This window comes from Bacillus cereus group sp. BfR-BA-01441 (assembly GCF_022663075.1).
GTDB lineage: Bacteria > Bacillota > Bacilli > Bacillales > Bacillaceae_G > Bacillus_A > Bacillus_A cereus.
In genome coordinates this window covers 70,724-89,937 of sequence record NZ_JAKUEU010000014.1, presented here as the reverse complement: position 1 = coordinate 89,937, position 19,214 = coordinate 70,724, and the positions used below count along the sequence as shown (strand labels likewise).

Genomic DNA, 19,214 nt, shown 5'->3' with positions numbered 1-19,214 from the left:
AACGGGAGTAACAGGAGCGACAGGAGCAACAGGAGCAACGGGAGCAACGGGAGCAACGGGAATAACAGGAGCAACAGGAGCAACGGGGACAACAGGAGCAACAGGAGTAACAGGAGCAACAGGAGCAACGGGAATAACAGGAGTAACAGGTCCTACTGGGGGGATTGGCCTTATAACAACAACTAATTTGTTATTTTACACTTTTTCAGATGGAGAGAAACTTATATATACAGATGCAGATGGCATAGCTCAATATGGTACAACGAATATACTTTCACCTAGTGAGGTTTCGTATATAAATTTGTTTATCAATGGAATTTTGCAACCACAACCATTCTATGAAGTTAGTACTGGTAAACTAATTTTATTGGATAACCAACCACCATCGCAAGGTTCTTCAATTATTTTACAATTTATTATTATTAATTAAAAAAGACAGATTCTTAATGAAAAGGAATCTGTCTTTTTTGTTTTGAATTACATTCGTTAACATTAAGTGACGATAAATTCAATTGTAATTGGAATTCCGCCGTCTAATGCATCCCCACCAGGAATTGTAATAGCACCAGTAGGACCAGTAGTAACACTGGAGTTCACGCTTGGTTGAAGAATACCGTTCACATATAAGTTGTAATACGTGAAAGTCGGAAAAGCGGTTGCAGTAGTACCCGCATCGTTTAAACAAGCTGTGGCAGCAATTGCAAAAGCTGCACCTGTACCTGTGCCGGCTCCTAGTGTAGATGTAAATCTTCTAGATGCCATAAATGGTTGAATGATAGGCAATTAATTTTCACTCCTTACAATATTTTATTAGAACGAAGTATAAAATAACTTGTCCACTATATTGTATGAGAGTTTTTTATAATAGAAACGGCTTCACCTTTATAAGGTGAGCCCAATTTTAGTAAAGAAATGTTCTTTATTTATATGAAAAAATGATGTTATTACTTGCGGAATATATGTTAATCGTAAATTCGGTTTTTTGTATTCAAATTAAAATGTGTCTTTGAACCTAAGAGATAAACGTGGAAAAATAAAATAAACTCTTAAGTTTAGGTATTTAATCTAAGCAGTCAATTATTAAAAACATATAATTAATATGTGAGTCATGAACATAATTAAATAGCGTTTGCAAGTTTAATTATATTTCATGTTTCCTATTTTAAGTCAATATATAACACATACTCTTTTACAACTTTATGATCCTTATAATAGGAAAAACTCAAATATAAAACAAGTAAGGAGGACATAAATGACAAGTAATAATTGTTTCGGTCATAACCACTGCAATAATCCGATTGTTTTCACTCCAGATTGCTGTAACAATCCACAGACAGTTCCAATTACTAGTGAGCAATTAGGTAGATTAATTACTTTACTAAACTCTTTAATTTCGGCTATTGCAGCGTTTTTTGCAAATCCAAGTGATGCAAACAGATTAGCTTTACTCAATTTGTTTACTCAACTATTGAACTTACTAAATGAATTAGCACCTTCTCCAGAAGGGAATTTCTTAAAACAATTAATTCAAAGTATTATTAATTTACTACAATCTCCTAACCCAAATCTAAGTCAATTACTTTCTTTATTACAACAATTCTACAGTGCTCTTGCACCATTCTTCTTCTCTTTAATTATTGACCCTGCAAGCTTACAACTTTTATTAAACTTATTAACTCAATTAATTGGTGCTACTCCAGGAGGCGGCCCAACAGGCCCAACAGGTCCAACAGGTCCAACAGGAGCGACTGGTGGCGGAGCAACGGGAGCAACGGGAGCAACGGGAGCAACAGGAGCAACAGGCCCAACAGGAGCAACAGGTCCAACAGGTCCAACAGGTCCAACGGGAGCAACAGGTTTAACTGGTGCAACAGGCTTAACTGGTGCAACAGGAGCAACTGGTGGCGGAGCTATTATTCCATTTGCTTCAGGTACAACACCATCTGCGTTAGTTAACGCGTTAGTAGCTAATACAGGAACTCTTCTTGGATTTGGATTTAGTCAGCCTGGTGTAGCATTAACGGGTGGAACAAGTATCACATTAGCATTAGGTGTAGGTGATTATGCATTTGTAGCACCACGCGCAGGGGTTATTACGTCATTAGCTGGTTTCTTTAGTGCAACAGCTGCATTAGCTCCATTATCACCTGTTCAAGTGCAAATACAAATATTAACTGCACCTGCAGCAAGCAATACGTTTACAGTACAAGGCGCACCTCTTTTATTAACACCAGCATTCGCCGCAATAGCGATTGGTTCTACAGCATCAGGAATCATTGCTGAAGCTATTCCAGTAGCGGCTGGAGATAAAATACTACTGTATGTTTCATTAACAGCAGCAAGTCCAATAGCTGCAGTTGCTGGATTTGTAAGTGCAGGTATTAATATCGTTTAATTTGTTACAATGTTTAGTAGGAAATTAAACAGGGGTTTGTATATAGTCCTTCCTAATAAATTTAGGAAGGACTATATTTTTTGAGGAAATAAGTAATAAATCAATTGAACAATTACTCTTTATTAAGTTCGTATAAAAAAGTATAATTTACCCTTCCTCATTTAAGGCATAAGTTATGTAACTTTAAAAATTTCCGATCAGCAAAAAAAAGATGAATTCTTTTAAAAAAGAATTCATCCATAAAATAAACTATTTATTTTTATTACAGTTACATCCTTTTTTCTTTACATAGCCTTGCTCGGCTAAGTCTCTTTGCGATTGGGAATTGGAAGATTGAGAATTGGAAGATTGAGAGGATGCTGAAGAGCTACTATTTTTATTATAAGAGTAGTTTTTTCGATAGTTATAATTACTCATAGTACTATCACCTCCAATTTAATATATAAATATTATATGTATGTACACTATCAATTGTTACTATTATTAATAGGAAGAGAACATACAATAAAAAAATCTCCTCGGTATTTTCCTAGGAGATAAATGATGATTCTTTTAAAAATTTACAAATTAATAGCCCCAGTAAAGAGGAAAGTAATAAGAATCTTGGTGATACGGATTATGTTGTTGAGGGAGGGGCTGGGTTGGGTAATTTTTCATTCCACGGTTTTGATTGCAGTTTGCCGGAGGGCCAATAACAGTAGTTGATTGAATAGGAGAAACCGCTTGTTTCCATTGTTGTTCATTGAGGCAGTAAGTATGGGCCATCATATGAGCCGGAGTTAATCTTAAAATATCAGAACCGAAAATAACTTCTGGCGCTGGGGCATTGAAAATGGCTAATAAATGAGTATTATCAGCTGTAGCAATTTCATAATGCCACCACGCTTGTGGAATGTTAGCAACTTGCCCCGGTTTTATCGGTAAGTTTAATATTTGATTCGTAAATGGATTAAGTAAAGAAACAACAGCAGACCCTGAAATACAATAAACAAGTTCAGCTGCATTTTGATGAATATGTGGTTCTACAACATTTCCTGTACTTAAATAAATATCTAATAAAGAAGTATTTTCTAAAGTATTTAATTGTTTAATGCCAAGTACATTTATATAATTTTGGGCATCTTTTTGAAAAAAATTACTTTTATTTACATCAAAAGTAAAATTGGTTGAGGGAGAGGTATAGTCGATGTTGACAGTCAATTGTATTACCCGCCTTTCTATAGGTAAGTTAGGTTACAAAATTAGGATATGTGTCTAGTCTTTGTTTTGTGCTGTTATCGGTAGCTTAATAAATTCACTTATTCCATAAAGAATAAGGTGTTAAGACCAAACTATATTCGTATTCCCATTCATACTTTGGATTGATGGAAAAAAGTAATGAAAATGTTAATTTAAAATTACATCAATCATTTATAAGGAGTGAATGTTCATGTCATTTAGTGAAATGATTAGAAATGAAGTACTCAGCTGGGCGGGTGTTTCTGAAAAACCGCATCGATTTGGTGGTATTGAAATAAATTATGGTAAGAAAGAACTTGGCCATCTTCATGGTGATAAATTAGCTGATTTACCATTTCCGAAGTTAAAGCGAGATGAATTAGTGAACCGAGGATTGGTAAAACCACATCACATATTACCTGAATCAGGATGGATCAGTTATTATATAAAGAGTGAAGAGGATATTCCATTTGCAATTGAGTTATTTCGTATGCAATATGACCGAATTAAAAAGTAATGAAATATAGTAGGGTAATAAAAATTTATTTTTATGTCACATCCCTCCTTAATCGTTCGTCTTGTATGTAGAACGATGAGGAGGGATTTTATTATGAAGAAATTTGATGTAGCAATTGTTGGCGGTGGGCTTGCTGGATTAACAGCATCTATATATTTAGCGAAAGCTGGAAAGAAAGTGATTGTATTAGAAAAGTCCAGTCAATTCGGTGGCCGAGGGATGACTATAAATAAAAATGGAATCTGCATGAATCTTGGTGCACATGCTTTATATAGAGGCGGGGCAGCGTTTATAACTTTTAATGAGCTCGGTATGACTCTTCCAGGTGGAATACCATCTACAAAAGCACATGGAATATGGAAAGGGGATATATTCACCATCCCAACAGATTTTCGCTCAATTTTATCAACACCACTACTTTCTTGGTCTGCAAAAGTACAATTCTCACGTCTTATGATTCGTTTAGGAAATTTAGATGTAGGAGAAGTTCCGAAAATGAGTCTAACTACATGGGCAGAAAATGAAATAAAAGATCCAATGATTCGCAATATATTTTATGCGCTATGCCGGACAACAACATATACGTTTGCTCCTACAATACAATTAGCATCATCTGTACTAAAGCAAATACAGCTTTCTATAAAAGAAGGAGTGCTTTATGTAGATGGTGGTTGGAAGACGATAATAACAAAATTAAGAGCTATAGCAAATGATATCGGGGTGCAGTTTTTGGCTAAAAAGCATGTTGTGGAAATTGAGCATTCCGAAGGTAAACAAAGAATACATTGTGTTGATGATGAGGTTTTTGAAGTAGGTACAGTCATCGTGACGACTCCGCCGAAAGAGGCTTGTAAAATAATAAAAGGTGCAGAAGGAACAAGTTTGCATAAATGGGGTGAACAATCGGTACCGGTTACTGTTGGTGCATTAGATATTGGCTTGAGACAATTACCCAATCCTACACATCAATTTGTATTAGGATTAGATCAACCTATATTTTTCACAAATCAATCGAGAGCAGCTAAATTAAGTGAAGACGGATCAATTGCAGTGAGTCTAATTAAGTACCATAATCCTGTGCTAGAGATGAATCATATTCATGAAGATAAAGAACAGTTGGAAAGTACGATGGAGTTGTTACACCCAAATTGGAAAAGAGAAGTTGTTGCACAGCAATATTTACCGAAAATAACAGTAGTACATGATTTTCCTCATATTGACCGTGTTGAAAAGCCGGGTCCTAATATACCTGAAATGCCAGGTGTTTATGTTGCAGGAGATTGGGCAGGGCATGATGAAATATTAGCTGATGCTGCGGTAGCAAGCGGGAAACGAGCAGCGTTACACATTTTAAAGCAATATGAAAGTGAGGCAGTTCATCATGGAAACGGAGCAGTTATATGAAGCGTATCAACCATTATTATTTTCGTTAGCATACAGAATCCTTGGGAGTGTTATGGATGCTGAGGATATCGTTCAGGATGTATTTATCTCGCTAAATAATATAGAAGATCCTCAATCTATAGAAAATATGAAAGCATATTTATGTAAGATGGCGACAAATCGTTCAATTGATAAATTACGATCGGCAGCGCATAAACGTAACGTGTATGTAGGGATGTGGTTACCAGAGCCACTTGTAGACGAGAGTGATGAGCCATCAAAGTCATTTATAATGAAAGAATCCCTTTCCACCGCATATTTATTACTTTTACAACAACTATCTGAGGTAGAAAGGATTGTTTTCATATTAAGAGAGGTTTTCAGTTATGAATACGAAGAAATAGCTTCAATTGTTGATAAGAGTAGTGTGAACTGTAGAAAAATCTTTCAACGTGCACGAAAAAGCATGTTGGAGAAACCGAAGCAATCAAAATTAAGCACGGAGAAAATGGCTTCTTATGTTGAAAAGTTTGTAGCATCATTACAGTGTGGGGATGCGGAAGGTATGTTAGAAGTATTAAAAACAGATGCTATACTCAAAGCTGATGGTGGCGGTAAAGTTACGACTGCGATCAATCCGATTTATTCTGCAGATCGAATTATACGTTTGTTCTTTGGGATTGCACAACGATTGACAGAAGAGTACACTGTTGATTTCAAAATGGTAAATGGTATACCAGGAGTTATAGTTACAATAAATAATAAAGTAACTTATGTTCTTTCGTTTGCATTTGAGGATGAGAAGATTTCAAATATTTATATGATGGTTAATCCTGAAAAACTTATGCATTTAAATGTAAAAATATAAAAAAGCGCATTTCTTCAGAAATGCGTTTTTTATTATTTTTCTAACATTTCAAGAGGTACATCTTTTTCGCCAGCTACCTCAAATTTAATTTCCCCGTCTTCTTCATAAATACGTGTAATAATCGGTATAGTAATCATTAATTTTTTATGCTGCTTTCGTTTTCGAGCAGCATCTAAGCTAATCACGTTCATTTGTAAGCATCCTTTCTTCTGGAAATATATAAACAAAGAAAATGCGTCCGAAAAGGGCGCTTAATTGAATTTGAAATACCGATTCATTTAAATGGGGTTTATATAATTTAATAACTGCAATTTTTATATGAAATAATATGAATGGAATAATTGCACGTAGAAATTAACTTTACCAAAAAACGAAACAATATGCTATAAAAAATTATAAATCTTTGTCATATAACAGGAAAAAGGTTTTTGTTTCGCATATAATAAAAAGTAGACGGGCAGCAAGAGCTTTTTCATCATATTGCTTGGAAAGGCGATGAAAAGAATGGATACAGTAGATTCATTATTATTACAACTTGAACAATATGGAGAAGAGCATGATCGAAATAAAAAAACAAGGGAAGAAAAATTACGGAATGTTTCTCGTGAGATGGGGCAATTTTTATCAATTTTAGTAAAAGGGTGTAATGCAAAAAATATCTTAGAAATTGGAACTTCTAATGGTTATTCTACATTGTGGTTGGCTAATGCGGTAGAAGAAACAAATGGAAATGTAACAACTGTAGAGCTTTCTTCAGAACGAGTTGGAGAGGCACTTGTCAATTTTGAAAAGGCAAACCTTTTACAAAGGATTGATGTTCACAATCAAGAAGCAGGGGCATTTTTAGATTCCCAATTAGATCATTCATTTGATTTTATTTTCCTAGATTCAGAGCGCACGCAATACATGTGGTGGTTTGAGCATATAAAACGTATGTTACAGCCAAAAGGTTTTCTTGTTGTTGATAATGCAACTTCTCATGCAAGTGAATTAGATGAGTTTATAAAAATGATTGAAGAAGATGATACGTTTGAAACAGTGTTATTAGCGTTTCAAAAGGGAGCATTTGTAGCTCGCAAAAATAAATAGAAGTGAGTGTAATAGAATTATCACATTGAAAACGGGTGAATGTCAAAAGATTGAGTGTAGCACGATTAAAAGAACGTAAATTATTTAGGAAATATATGAAGAATCCGCCTTCAGCATGTAGTTCTCTAGGTCTTAAGTCTGAGGAAAATTATGTTGATTACAGGTATACTTATAGTAAGAAACAGGGAATGACTGCATAAACAGACATTTCTAAAAAAATCGATTTCAAGCAATCAGAATGTGTATGAAATACGATATAATTGATGAAATATAGTGCATATAAATTCGCACATATAAATAAAGGAGCGATTTTGTTGACTGAACTCGAGAAAAAAGAACCTGTATCCATTGTGAAAGATAATAATGTAGAAGTAGTGGTTGATACAGTTATAAAAGATGAAGAACTTGATGAATTAAATAAAGAAGCCGATCTTTATGTACAAAAGTTAAATAGCGAGCAAAATACAGATTTATCGAAAGTATTGTCGCAGCTAGGAGATTTGGGGGATAAAGAACAACAAGCAGCAGGACAAACGTTATCAGCATTAAAACGTCCTGTCACAGCGATGATGAATGGAAAGAATGAAGAAATTCCAAATACATTGTTAGAATTACGCAAAGTAGTATCAGAGCTTGATCCGAATTCATTAAAAGCAAGTGGTATGAAGAAAATTATGTTTAAAGTATTTAAGAAAAATCCACTTGAAACATACGTGCATAAATATCAATCTATAGATAAGCAAATTGAGGAAATTATTAGATCCCTTCTAATTGGTCGTGATAACTTACAAGAGGATACAGTTGGTCTTGAAATGTTAAAAGAACAATCGCACGATAAAATTCATGCTCTTGATAAACAAGTATACTTAGGGAAAAAGCTTGCTGGCATGCTTGAAGCTGAGAAACAAAACCCAGAGCGTCAAAGGGATATTCCGTTAATTAACGATGCATTAGAAAAGATACTTGTACGTACACGTAATATGCAGCAAGCGAAAAGTGTATTATTACAATCTATAGCTTCTGTAGACATCATTAAGAAAAATAATGAAAAATTAACAGAGGCAATACGTAATGCAATTACGATGACGCAAAACGTTGTAACAGTTTCAGCTGCTATTCAGCTTGCATTAACGAATCAACGTAAAACAATTGATGCGGTAAATGCAACGAATGAAGCAATTGAATCGATGGTATTAAGTAATTCTCAAGCGTTAAAACAAAATACAGAAGAAACGACGAAATTGCTTGAAAACCCTGCTATTAGCATGGATAAATTACGTGAATCATTCCAAAATGTGTTCGCTGCAATTGAAGCATCTGAAAAATCGTCAGAACGTATTATTGAGTCAAGCAAGAAGTTCGTTATTGAACTAGACACATTTAATGATGAGATGAAGCAGAAACTCATTCAGCGTCCAAGGAAATAACGGATTATTAGAGGAGGTGAACAAATGAGTTTCATTCAAACAGTACTATTACTACTCGGTACATTGCTTTTAATAGCATTTACTGTCGTTGTTTTAGTCGTATACTTCGGGCGGAAACTGTATTTTTCATGGACGAAGCCATATAAAAGAGCGCAAGATTCTTTAGATAAGATATCAAACAAATCAATACCGTTTCTACAAGAATTTACACAACATCCACTGTTTTATCGCTGGATTCGCACCGAAGGAAAGAAAGAACAAAATACATTAAATACTCTATTTTGTGCATCAGGTCAACGTACGAGAGAGCAAGTCTTCTCGATGTTACCGAAAGAAAAGCAGAAAAAAGTGCATGTAATGGCAAAAACTACGAAAAAGCTTACGAATGAAGATATTGATGTGGCTGCGATGAAAGTGAAAGATTTCTTAAGACAAGAAGCGCAGCAAACTGTAAAACCGACAGACTTATCATTTTACAAATTGTATTTTTATGACCGTTATCCAGACGCATTAAATACAATTCAAGCGTATAAACGCTCAATAAATCCTTCATTACAAAGAACGGTTGATGATATTACAATTTCAGTATTAAATGCACTTCCGTACTATCAAGAGCAACGCATGTTTGAACAACAACATAAACTTGAAACGTTCTTAATGAAAGATTTAACGGCCATGTTATCGTTGGTAGTACAATTACCACCTTCACAAAGACCAGAGAAGGAAGAAGAACTGAAAATCTACTTGGAAAATTTCCAAAAAGAAATGGAAGTAGTAGAGCGAGATATTCGCGACTCAATTGATCACGATTTAAATGTGAAGATGAGAGCAGCGACTGAGAAGTTTAAGAATAAATAACAAAAAGCGCCTTAAAAGCTAAGTATCACGGCTTTAAGGCGCTTTTTTTATGAGGTTTTATTTTGCTCTAACTGTAGTATGACTAGAAGCCACACTTTCATTATGCAATCGATCAACTGCAGTTACGACATACGTATACGTTTCTCCGGAAATAGCGGTTTTATCTACATAAATTTCTCCAAGTTTTGTTTTTCTTACAGTAGTAAGTAAATTTTTGGGGTTTTGTATATCCACTTCATTTTTCCCATTCACGCGGTAAATAGCGTAATAAGCAGAATCATTATCTCTATTGTCAATGATACCGATTGCAATACCTTCATCTCTTGGAATGGCGCCTTTTAAAGTCGGTTGTTTTGGTGGATCATGATCAAGCCAAGGCATAGGCGGGATTAATGCAGGATGTTTATATATGTTTTTTGAAAGTCTATCTTTAACTCCGAGTGGATTGTTATTAATATCTTTTAAGCTAAAATGCATACTACCTTTTATATCAGGATATAGCCGGTTTAATGCAATTTGTTTTGGATATTCTTCTGGATCAGACCAAGCAGGGACGGAGTTATTATTAATTTTATAGGCCGCTTGACCGATGTATAGGTGAAGCGGTTTGTTATTTGTTTCTTTAACCCACCAATCTACTAATATGTCATATGCAGCTGGGGTGAAACCTATATTCCAATATATTTGCGGTGTAATGTAGTCAATATATCCTTTTTGTATCCACTCACGTGTGTCAGCATAAAGGTCATCATAGTTTCTTTGGCCTGCGGTTGTGTTAGAGCCAGTGGGATCGTCAGCTATATTTCGCCATACGCCGAACGGACTAATGCCAAACTTTACATATGATTTTTCTTGTTTTATAGCAGTATTTAAATCTTTTACAAGTTCATTTACATTATTACGTCGCCAATCTTCTATATTTGTAAATCTACCATTATTATATGTTTCGTATGTTTTCTGATCTGGAAATTCTTCACCGGCTACTTTATATGGGTAAAAATAATCATCCATATGCAGCGCATCAATATCGTAATTTTGTACGATTTCTAAAGCGCCTTCTGTTATAAATTTTTTCACTTCCGGAATACCGGGATTGTAATATAACTTTCCGCCATAAGTGACAACCCAATCGGGATGTTGCCTTGCAGGGTGATTATTTGATAATCGATTTATATCGGTGTGATTCATCGTTATTCGGTATGGGTTAATCCAAGCGTGGAATTCTATATTTCTTTTATGAGTTTCTTCAATCATAAATGCGAGCGGGTCATAACCAGGATCTTTTCCTTGTGTTCCTGTAATGTATTCAGACCAAGGACCGTAATTTGAAGGATAGAAAGCATCAGCGGTTGGTTTAATTTGTACAACAACTGCATTCATACCAGTGCTTTTTACATTGTCTAATAATCTTATAAATTCTTGTTTCTGTTTTTCAATGGGTAAGCCAGTTTTTGAGGGCCAATCAATATTCAGAACAGATGCAATCCATACAGCACGTAATTCATGTTTTTTGTACGTAGTATTTACTTCAGCATAAGTAAAGTGAGGGGGAATGAAAGAGAAAGGGATGAACAAGATGACGATACAACATATCATTAATAAACGTTTAACGATCATTTATACGCCTCCCTATCATATGATTATTTAAAATAATATATGAGGCGAGGTTGACTTTGCAATAGAGAAAATTGCATATTGAAACATTAATTTAATAGGAAAAATATTTTTAATGAAATTTACTTTCATTATAACTAAATTCATTTACTACTTCATATGCTTGTTAGTAAAGTGAAACTTCCTTTCATTTGAAGGGTAATAAATTATAAGTATAGGAGGATTAATAAATGAAAGTTTTGTTCGTCTGTTCTGGAGGAATGTCCAGTGCAATTGTTGTAAACGCTTTAAAAAAAGAAGCGGAGAAAAATGGTGTGAACATGGAAGTGCATGCAATTGGAACGAATGAGGTAGAGGAAGAAGTAAAGAATGGCTGGGATGTCGTAATGGTGGCACCTCAAATAAGACACCGATTTGACTCTGTAAAAAAATTTGCAGAGGAGGAATCTATTCCGTGTGGCATCATACCGCCGCAAGCATACACACCGCTTGGTGGCCCGACTTTATTAAAAACTGTAAATGAATTAATAAGTTAGGGGGAAACGTTATGAATAAGTTTGTCACGTTTCTTGATAAAAACTTATCTGGACCGATGGCAAGGCTTTCTGAGCAGAGACATTTACAAGCAATCCGTGATGGAGTTATTTCGGCGTTACCATTTATTATAGTAGGAAGCTTCTTTTTAATAGTAGCATTTCCACCACTGCCGAAAGATAGTTTCATATCAGTTTGGGCATTAAAGAATCAAACAAGTATATTGATACCATATCGTTTAACCATGTTTATTATGTCTTTATATATCGCATTTGGAATAGGATATAATTTAGCGAAAAGTTATAAATTAGATGCTTTATCAGGAGCACAGCTCGCGGTATGTTCACTACTTTTAACATTAACGCCTGAGTTAATTGATAAAAAAGGATTCATGCTTCCGATGACAAATCTCGGAGGTCATGGATTATTTGTGACGATGATTGTTTCTATTTTATCCGTAGAGATTTTAAGATTTTGTAAGAAGAAAAATGTAATGATTAAAATGCCAGAACAAGTACCGCCATCTGTATCGCGTTCATTTGAAGCACTTATACCTGCAGCATTCGTTATTATTATAATGAGTCTAGTAACTGTCGTTTTTAGCATTGATTTACACCATGTTGTTGATAAATTAGCAGCACCATTAGTAAAAGCTGGGGATAGTTACTTCGGTGTAATGATTCCAGTGTTTTTAATTACGTTTTTTTGGTCATTCGGCATCCATGGTGTGTCGGTTGTTGGAACTGTTGCTCGGCCATTATGGGAAGTATATCTAGGGAAAAATGGTGAAGCAGTTGCTAGTGGAGCAGATCAGTTGCCATTTATTTCACCAGAGCCGTTATATCAATGGTTTATATGGATTGGCGGTTCTGGTGCGACGTTAGGGCTTGTATTAGCTATGATTGTATTTGGTCGATCGAAATATTCGAAAGCATTATCAAGAACTTGTATTGTTCCGGGTATTTTTAATATTAATGAACCAGTCATATTCGGATTACCGATTGTACTAAATCCAATTTTAATTATCCCATTTATCATTACACCACTTGTAACAGCAACTGTTGCATATTCAGCAACTGCGATGGGATTTGTAACACCAACGCATATTATGCCGCCATGGACACTACCTGCTCCAATTGGTGCATATTTAGCAACAGGTGGAGATTGGCGTGCGATTGTATTAGTTTTTATAAATATAGCAATATCGTTCCTTATTTATTTACCATTCTTTAAAATGTACGACAAAAATATGCTTGAAATTGAAAAAAATGGTGACGGGGAATCTGTTAATCCTTAATCTGCACGCTGTTATTTTGAGTGATAGACTTTTTGTCTATCACTTCTTTCACATTAAAACTAGAAAGGGGGAAATAGAATGAATATAAAATTTAGTTATAAAGGCGTATTTTTATTATTATTTGGAGTGATTTGTGCAAATTTACTTTTTGTCCCTTTATTAGGCATGCTAAATCTATCACAAATGCATAGTATCTGGCTTGTTACAAGTATTGCGGCAAGCGTTTTGCTTACGGTAGTTGTTTCTTTCATTGATGGATCGTTTGCATCGAAAGCTCAGTTGTTTTTTAGATTTATATTGTTTTCGATTGGTTGTACGTTCGTTACTTACATGATTGTTTTTTAGTAAATAGGAGGTCATGCACGTTATGTATATTGCAGGGGTAATGTCTGGTACTTCATTAGATGGAATAGATGTAGCGCTCGTTCATATAGAAGGAAGTGGTGTAGATTCTAAAATCGAACTCATCCATTTTACTACTGTTCCATTTTGTAATGATATGAAAAATGAGATCCAACAAGCGTTATCAATTGAAACTTCGAATGTCCAACTTATATGTAGTTTAAATTTTAAACTTGGTTTATGCTTCGCCAATGCTGTAAAGGAAGTTTGTAAAGAGGCCAATTTTCCTTTGAGACAATTAGATTTAATAGGCTCTCACGGACAAACGATTTATCATCAGCCAAAGCAAGAAGGGAATATTATTTCTTCAACATTGCAAATTGGGGAACCAGCAGTAATAGCATATGAAACGAACACGACGGTTATCTCGAATTTCCGAACGATGGACATGGCGGCAGGGGGACAAGGTGCACCACTTGTACCATATTCAGAGATTATTTTATATCGGCATCAAACTAAAAATAGACTACTACAAAATATTGGTGGGATTAGTAATGTTACAGTGGTTCCAAGTAAACGAAGTAAAGAGAGTGTTATTGCTTTCGATACTGGACCAGGCAACATGGTAATCGATGAAGTATGTCAAAGATTATTTCATGTACCATATGATCAAAATGGTTGGATTGCAAAGCAGGGGGTAGTTGTAGATGAAATTTTAACATACTGTATGAACCATCCATTTTTGAACATGAAACCACCAAAATCAACAGGTAGAGAACAGTTTGGAGAAGCGTTTGTGACTGAATTATTGAATCGATTTGAAAAGCATAGTAAAGGAAATATATTGGCAACTGTCACGATGTTTACAGCATGTTCAATTGTTCATCATTATAAGGTGTTTATTTTGCCGTATTATGAAATTGATGAGGTGATTTTAGGTGGTGGTGGAAGTTATAATAATACACTTGTTGAAATGTTACGGAATGGATTAAGAGAAGAGAAATGTAGCATATGTATACAAGAAGATATTGGTCATTCTTCAGCAGCGAAAGAAGCAATTGCATTTGCTATTTTAGCAAACGAAACGTATCATCGTAATCCGAGTAATGTGCCGAGCGCAACAGGTGCTAAGAATTCCGTAATTTTAGGGAATATAACATTCCCTCCATACGCAGATGAAAATGAGGCGAACATATGAAGTATATGATTGGAGTAGATGGCGGGGGAACAAAGACCGAGGCAATTGCATTTGATAAAGACGGAAATGAACTTGTAAGAGCTACCAGTGGTTTTGGAAACATATTAATAGATTTTGAAGAAGCTCTTGTGCATATTATGGAAGCAATTAATCAATGCCAGAAGAGTTTAATAAATGGGCATTGTGTTTGTGTTTGTTTAGGATTAGCTGGTATAAGCGGAGCGAATACAAATGAATTAACATTACGTTTAAAAAAGAAATACGGAACAAAAATTGAAATTCTTAATGATGCAATGATCGCACATGCAGCTGCTTTAAAAGGTAAGGATGGAATATTAACTATAGGTGGTACAGGTGCAATTTGTATAGGAAAAAAAGGAGAAGTATATCAGTATAGCGGTGGATGGGGACATATTTTAGGAGATGAGGGGAGCGGATATTGGATTGCATTACAAGCTTTAAAGAAAATGGCAATTCAGTTCGATCAAGGAATCAGTCTTTGTCCATTGAGTTTGAATATTCAAAGGCAGTTTCAACTTTTGACACCGTCTCATATAAAAAGCTTAGTATATACTTCTTCTAAAGATAAAATTGCAGCAATCGCCCCATTAGTTATTCAGGAAGCGAGAGATGGCAATAATGATGCGCATGAAATTATGATGCAAGCTGGAAAGGAATTAGCAAGGATTACAGTAAATGTTTATAACAAGTTGAACTTTAAGCACTCAACGCCAATTGCAGTAAGTGGCAGTATATTGCGTTTAGTTCCTGAAATATTTGCTGTATTTAAGAAATGCTGTGAAGAAAGTATGAAAGAAATTACATTCGTATCACAAGCAGAAATGGCAGTGAAAGGAACATACCATTTAATGAGGGATATATATTTTTAAAATTAGCGCATGAGAATTTTTGTATGATTTGTAAAAATATGATGTTAAAATGTATAAAGGGATGTATGTTAAAAACGTACAATATACGTAGTAATTGAATATTGTATATGTATTCCCATGTAGAAAGTGAATGATTACATGATTAATAGTATGCAGTTTTTATATTTGGTGGCTTCTTATTTAATTGGAAACATATTGACCGCTTATATAGTAACAAAATTGAGACATAACGTTGATATTAGGGATGAAGGAAGCGGAAATCCTGGCGCAAGAAATATGGGGCGCGTATATGGAAAAGGGTATTTCATCGCTACATTTTTAGGGGATGCGATTAAAGGGGCAATCGTTGTTACTGTTGCAAAATATCTGTTTGAAGACCCTACATTCGTAATGTTAACATTATTGGCCGTTATTATTGGACATATTTACCCAATTTTATTTAAAGGTAAGGGCGGTAAAGGTATTTCAACATTTATTGGAGGATTAATTGCATTTGATTATTTGATAGCGCTTACCCTCATAGGCATTTTTATTGTATTTTATTTAATATTCAAAGGGTTTACGAAGCCAGGACTAATTACGATTGCTTGTTTACCAATTTGTATGATTCTTTATTCTTATTCTGTTGTTACGACTATTTTAAGTGGAATGATTATTGTACTTATTCTATATGTAAATCGAGAATAAAATGAATGTTTAATAAGTGGGGATAATCTCCACTTATCATTTTTTATTAAATAGATAAAGGAGATAAGGCATGGGGTTAATTTATAAAGTTGCTGATCAAGATTGGGAATTTGAAAGTATACATAAATTAAATTATAAAACTTTTGTAGAAGAGATTCCGCAACATGAAGAAACGAAAGACCGGTTTCGTATAGATCGGTTTCATGAAGAAAATACATATTTAATTTGTTTAGATGAGGATAGATTAGTAGGTATGGTCGCGGTGCGGGGAAAACGACCATTCTCGTTAGATTATAAAATTTCAAATTTAGATGTTTATTTGCAAGAGCATGGAGAAAAAGTGTATGAAATTCGTTTACTTTCAGTAGAACGTGAATATAGGAATGGAAGAGCGTTGTTAGGATTAATCCGTTTTCTACATCGTTATTTGCTTCTAAATGGATATGAATTAGCACTCATTTCTGCAACAACACGTGAACTAGCTTTATATGAGCAAATGGGATTCAAAGTTTTCCATACGTTAGTTGGTACAGAAGAAGCGGCCTTTCAGCCAATGTATGTTACCCCTGCTATGTTTGAAGAGTCGAGTGTTGGGGGGATTATGACGAAAGAATATACGTTTTTACCTGGTCCAGTAGATATTGAAGAGAACGTTCGAAAGGCATTTTCTACGCGACCTATTTCCCATCGCACTAAGTCATTTCAAGTGATGATGGACAATGTGAAAAAACGGTTACTTCACATGACAAAAGCAAAACATGTACAGCTTATGTTAGGAACAGGGACGTTAGCAAATGATGCGATTGCTTTACAGTTACGTTCTTTAAAAGGGAAAGGACTAGTATTAACAAATGGGGAATTTGGTAATAGATTAGTTGGACATGCAAAACGAGCACGGTTACATTTTGATACGTATAAAAAGGAAATGGGAGATCCATTTATTTATACCGAATTAGAAGAAATTATGACAACTGGAAATTATGAATGGATTTGGCTTGTTCATCATGAAACATCTACTGGAATGTTAAACGATTTAAACGAGCTAAATACTCTTTGTAACGAGAATCAAATGAAACTGTGTGTAGATTGCATAAGCTCAATTGGAGCAATACCATTAGACTTGAAGGATGTGTATTTTGCAAGTGGTGTTAGCGGTAAAGCGATTAAATCATATACAGGAATTTCTTTCGTTTTTCATAACCACATTGTAAAAATAAACGAGGCTGTGCCGGCCTATATGGACATTGGCATGTATGAAGAAAATGAAAGTATTCCATACTCACAATCATGGAATTTAATTTATGCATTGCAAGAAGCGTTAAAGAGATTTGAAGATGAAAAGGCATTTGTAAAAATTAAAGAGACATATGATTATGTTGAAGAAGTTATTACTGATATGGGTTTAAAGCTTGTTTCACCTAAAGAACATGCCGCGCCAATTATACTTACTATTGTATTGAGCGAAGATTATTCTTCTAAAGTAGTAGGCGATACATTAGCATTACAAGGATACATCGTTCATTATGAGTCATCTTATTTACAAAAGAATAATTGGATCCAAATTGCATGTTTAAATCATTATAAAGAACGCGATATGAAGAGGATGTTAAATTGTTTGCAAATGTGTTTATTTCAGAGTGGGGTACATATATAAAGACTTTTTCTTTTCGTATAAAGGAGCTACGACTTACGAAAACTTAGGAATAGAACATTGGAAGAGGTGTCAGTATGATAACTAGAAAACTACCATTACATATAGACGATATTAAAAAAGCTCACAAAATTCTAGATAGAAATGCTCGTAAAACGCCATTAGTAAAATCTTTTTACTTAACTAGTAAAACGGGTGGAGAAATTCATTTGAAATTAGAAAATATGCAATTAACGGGTTCTTTTAAATTTCGTGGCGCATTTAATAAAATGTCGCGGCTCACGGATCAAGAAAAAGAAAGAGGTGTAATTGCATGTTCAGCAGGTAATCATGCACAAGGAGTTGCATTATCTGCTCATTTACTCGGTATTAAGAGTAAAATTGTTATGCCAATTTCTGCACCTCAGGCAAAAGTTGAAGCAACAAAAGGATATGGATCTGAAGTGATTTTACATGGTGAAACCTTTGATGATGCAAAGGTAAAATGTGAAGAAATTATAAGGGAAACAGGTGAAACATACTTACATCCATATGATGATGTAGAGGTAATGGCTGGTCAAGGTACAATTGGATTAGACATTCTTGATGATATGTGGGATGTAGATACTGTCATTGTACCAATAGGTGGAGGCGGAATTATTTCTGGTATTTCTGTAGCATTGAAATCTTTTAATCCATCCATTAATATAATTGGTGTCCAAGCAGATAATGTTCATGGAATGAAGGCATCTTACGATAAAGGAGCAATCGTAGAACACTATGAGGCGCCTACTATTGCAGATGGTTGCGCAGTTAAAATACCAGGTGAATTAACATTTGAAATTGTAAAAGAATTAGTAGATGATATTGTAACTGTATCAGAAAAAGAGCTGGAAGTAGCGATGAAAGATTTATTACAACGTGGGAAAGCTGTTGTAGAAGGTGCAGGTGCATTAGCAACTGCTGCACTTCTTGCAGGAAAAGTTGATAGTTATATAAAAGGGAAAAAAGTAGTGGCTGTTATATCTGGTGGGAACGTGGACTTACAGCGCATATCAAGTGTATGTGAGCACTTTTTTGTCGCTAATGAAGTGAAATAGTTTTATGAAAGAAGAGCTAAGAGAAATGATCTTAGCTCTTACTTTTTGTCTACCGTTTACTGTAAGTAGAAATAAACTTGCAAAATTTGCTGTTTAAAAATTATTTTATTTAAGCGCCTATTTTTACACATATCTTTAATGTTATAATAATTATTTCAATATTGTCG

The 19,214-nt window shown here is 34.7% G+C and carries 20 protein-coding genes; 16 read left to right on the top strand and 4 right to left on the bottom strand.

The genetic code is table 11. From position 1 onward, the window contains the following. Positions 1-430: DUF4183 domain-containing protein (locus MR107_RS08945; protein WP_242292261.1), on the top strand; the 430-nt coding region annotated here is incomplete at its 5' end. 62 nt (positions 431-492) lie between these two features. Here the strand turns inward: MR107_RS08945 and MR107_RS08940 are convergent. Next, positions 493-783, bottom strand: coding sequence for a DUF4183 domain-containing protein (locus tag MR107_RS08940; RefSeq protein WP_001121647.1), 291 nt, complete (start codon positions 781-783; stop codon positions 493-495). A 469-nt stretch (positions 784-1,252) separates the two neighbouring features. On the opposite strand from MR107_RS08940, the gene MR107_RS08935 reads away from it, so the two are divergent. Continuing rightward, positions 1,253-2,395 (top strand): exosporium glycoprotein BclB-related protein, encoded by a 1,143-nt coding sequence (locus tag MR107_RS08935; RefSeq protein ID WP_242292260.1) that lies wholly within the window; start codon positions 1,253-1,255, stop codon positions 2,393-2,395. 567 nt (positions 2,396-2,962) lie between these two features. Here MR107_RS08935 and MR107_RS08930 read toward each other — a convergent pair. Then, positions 2,963-3,595, bottom strand: coding sequence for a cupin domain-containing protein (locus MR107_RS08930; protein WP_000217700.1), 633 nt, complete (start codon positions 3,593-3,595; stop codon positions 2,963-2,965). 229 nt (positions 3,596-3,824) lie between these two features. Between MR107_RS08930 and MR107_RS08925 the strand changes: the two genes are divergently transcribed. From MR107_RS08925 to MR107_RS08915, 3 genes are all read left to right on the top strand, one after another. After that, positions 3,825-4,130, top strand: a complete 306-nt coding sequence (locus MR107_RS08925; protein WP_048656582.1) for a luciferase domain-containing protein — start codon at positions 3,825-3,827, stop codon at positions 4,128-4,130. 93 nt (positions 4,131-4,223) lie between these two features. Next, positions 4,224-5,534: a phytoene desaturase family protein gene (locus tag MR107_RS08920; RefSeq protein ID WP_048656581.1), complete on the top strand. Its 1,311-nt coding sequence runs from the start codon at positions 4,224-4,226 to the stop codon at positions 5,532-5,534. Further along, on the top strand, positions 5,512-6,381 hold the full coding sequence (locus MR107_RS08915) for a sigma-70 family RNA polymerase sigma factor (protein WP_048656580.1): 870 nt from the start codon (positions 5,512-5,514) through the stop codon (positions 6,379-6,381). Before MR107_RS08920 ends, MR107_RS08915 begins: the two co-directional genes overlap by 23 nt. A gap of 32 nt (positions 6,382-6,413) precedes the next feature. Here the strand turns inward: MR107_RS08915 and MR107_RS08910 are convergent, their stop codons facing one another. Continuing rightward, positions 6,414-6,572 carry a hypothetical protein gene (locus MR107_RS08910; RefSeq protein WP_001100984.1) on the bottom strand — a complete coding sequence of 53 codons (159 nt, stop codon included), beginning with the start codon at positions 6,570-6,572 and terminating at the stop codon, positions 6,414-6,416. A 304-nt stretch (positions 6,573-6,876) separates the two neighbouring features. Here MR107_RS08910 and MR107_RS08905 point away from each other — a divergent pair, with 304 nt between their 5' ends. From MR107_RS08905 to MR107_RS08895, 3 genes are all read left to right on the top strand, one after another. Further along, positions 6,877-7,470, top strand: coding sequence for an O-methyltransferase (locus MR107_RS08905; RefSeq protein WP_002182747.1), 594 nt, complete (start codon positions 6,877-6,879; stop codon positions 7,468-7,470). Between the two features lie 314 nt (positions 7,471-7,784). Further along, entirely contained in the window at positions 7,785-8,897 is a 1,113-nt protein-coding gene (locus tag MR107_RS08900; RefSeq protein ID WP_000137402.1) for a toxic anion resistance protein, read from the top strand. Between the two features lie 24 nt (positions 8,898-8,921). Beyond that, on the top strand, positions 8,922-9,755 hold the full coding sequence (locus tag MR107_RS08895) for a DUF3974 domain-containing protein (protein WP_000008371.1): 834 nt from the start codon (positions 8,922-8,924) through the stop codon (positions 9,753-9,755). 57 nt (positions 9,756-9,812) lie between these two features. Here the strand turns inward: MR107_RS08895 and MR107_RS08890 are convergent, their stop codons facing one another. Beyond that, positions 9,813-11,372, bottom strand: coding sequence for a glycoside hydrolase family 10-like protein (locus MR107_RS08890; protein WP_075677015.1), 1,560 nt, complete (start codon positions 11,370-11,372; stop codon positions 9,813-9,815). 227 nt (positions 11,373-11,599) lie between these two features. On the opposite strand from MR107_RS08890, the gene MR107_RS08885 reads away from it, so the two are divergent. The 8 genes from MR107_RS08885 to tdcB all read left to right on the top strand — a co-directional run bounded on the left by MR107_RS08885 (position 11,600) and on the right by tdcB (position 19,047). Beyond that, on the top strand, positions 11,600-11,905 hold the full coding sequence (locus tag MR107_RS08885) for a PTS sugar transporter subunit IIB (RefSeq protein ID WP_000865907.1): 306 nt from the start codon (positions 11,600-11,602) through the stop codon (positions 11,903-11,905). An 11-nt stretch (positions 11,906-11,916) separates the two neighbouring features. Continuing rightward, positions 11,917-13,200 carry a PTS sugar transporter subunit IIC gene (locus MR107_RS08880; RefSeq protein WP_001032280.1) on the top strand — a complete coding sequence of 428 codons (1,284 nt, stop codon included), beginning with the start codon at positions 11,917-11,919 and terminating at the stop codon, positions 13,198-13,200. Between the two features lie 78 nt (positions 13,201-13,278). Beyond that, positions 13,279-13,545: a hypothetical protein gene (locus MR107_RS08875; RefSeq protein WP_001021963.1), complete on the top strand. Its 267-nt coding sequence runs from the start codon at positions 13,279-13,281 to the stop codon at positions 13,543-13,545. 22 nt (positions 13,546-13,567) lie between these two features. Continuing rightward, complete coding sequence (gene anmK, locus MR107_RS08870; RefSeq protein ID WP_242292259.1) at positions 13,568-14,740, top strand: anhydro-N-acetylmuramic acid kinase AnmK; 1,173 nt, start codon at positions 13,568-13,570, stop codon at positions 14,738-14,740. Beyond that, the gene (locus tag MR107_RS08865; RefSeq protein WP_063245732.1) at positions 14,737-15,630 is read left to right on the top strand and encodes a BadF/BadG/BcrA/BcrD ATPase family protein; all 894 of its coding nucleotides are present in this window, start codon (positions 14,737-14,739) and stop codon (positions 15,628-15,630) included. The genes anmK and MR107_RS08865 overlap by 4 nt, the downstream gene beginning before the upstream one ends. Before the next feature lie 138 nt (positions 15,631-15,768). Then, positions 15,769-16,317, top strand: coding sequence for a glycerol-3-phosphate 1-O-acyltransferase PlsY (plsY, locus tag MR107_RS08860; protein WP_242292258.1), 549 nt, complete (start codon positions 15,769-15,771; stop codon positions 16,315-16,317). Between the two features lie 70 nt (positions 16,318-16,387). After that, positions 16,388-17,971, top strand: a complete 1,584-nt coding sequence (locus MR107_RS08855) for an aminotransferase class V-fold PLP-dependent enzyme (protein WP_086404186.1) — start codon at positions 16,388-16,390, stop codon at positions 17,969-17,971. A gap of 74 nt (positions 17,972-18,045) precedes the next feature. After that, positions 18,046-19,047, top strand: coding sequence for a bifunctional threonine ammonia-lyase/L-serine ammonia-lyase TdcB (tdcB, locus tag MR107_RS08850; RefSeq protein ID WP_000632959.1), 1,002 nt, complete (start codon positions 18,046-18,048; stop codon positions 19,045-19,047). The last annotated feature ends 167 nt before the right edge of the window (positions 19,048-19,214 follow it).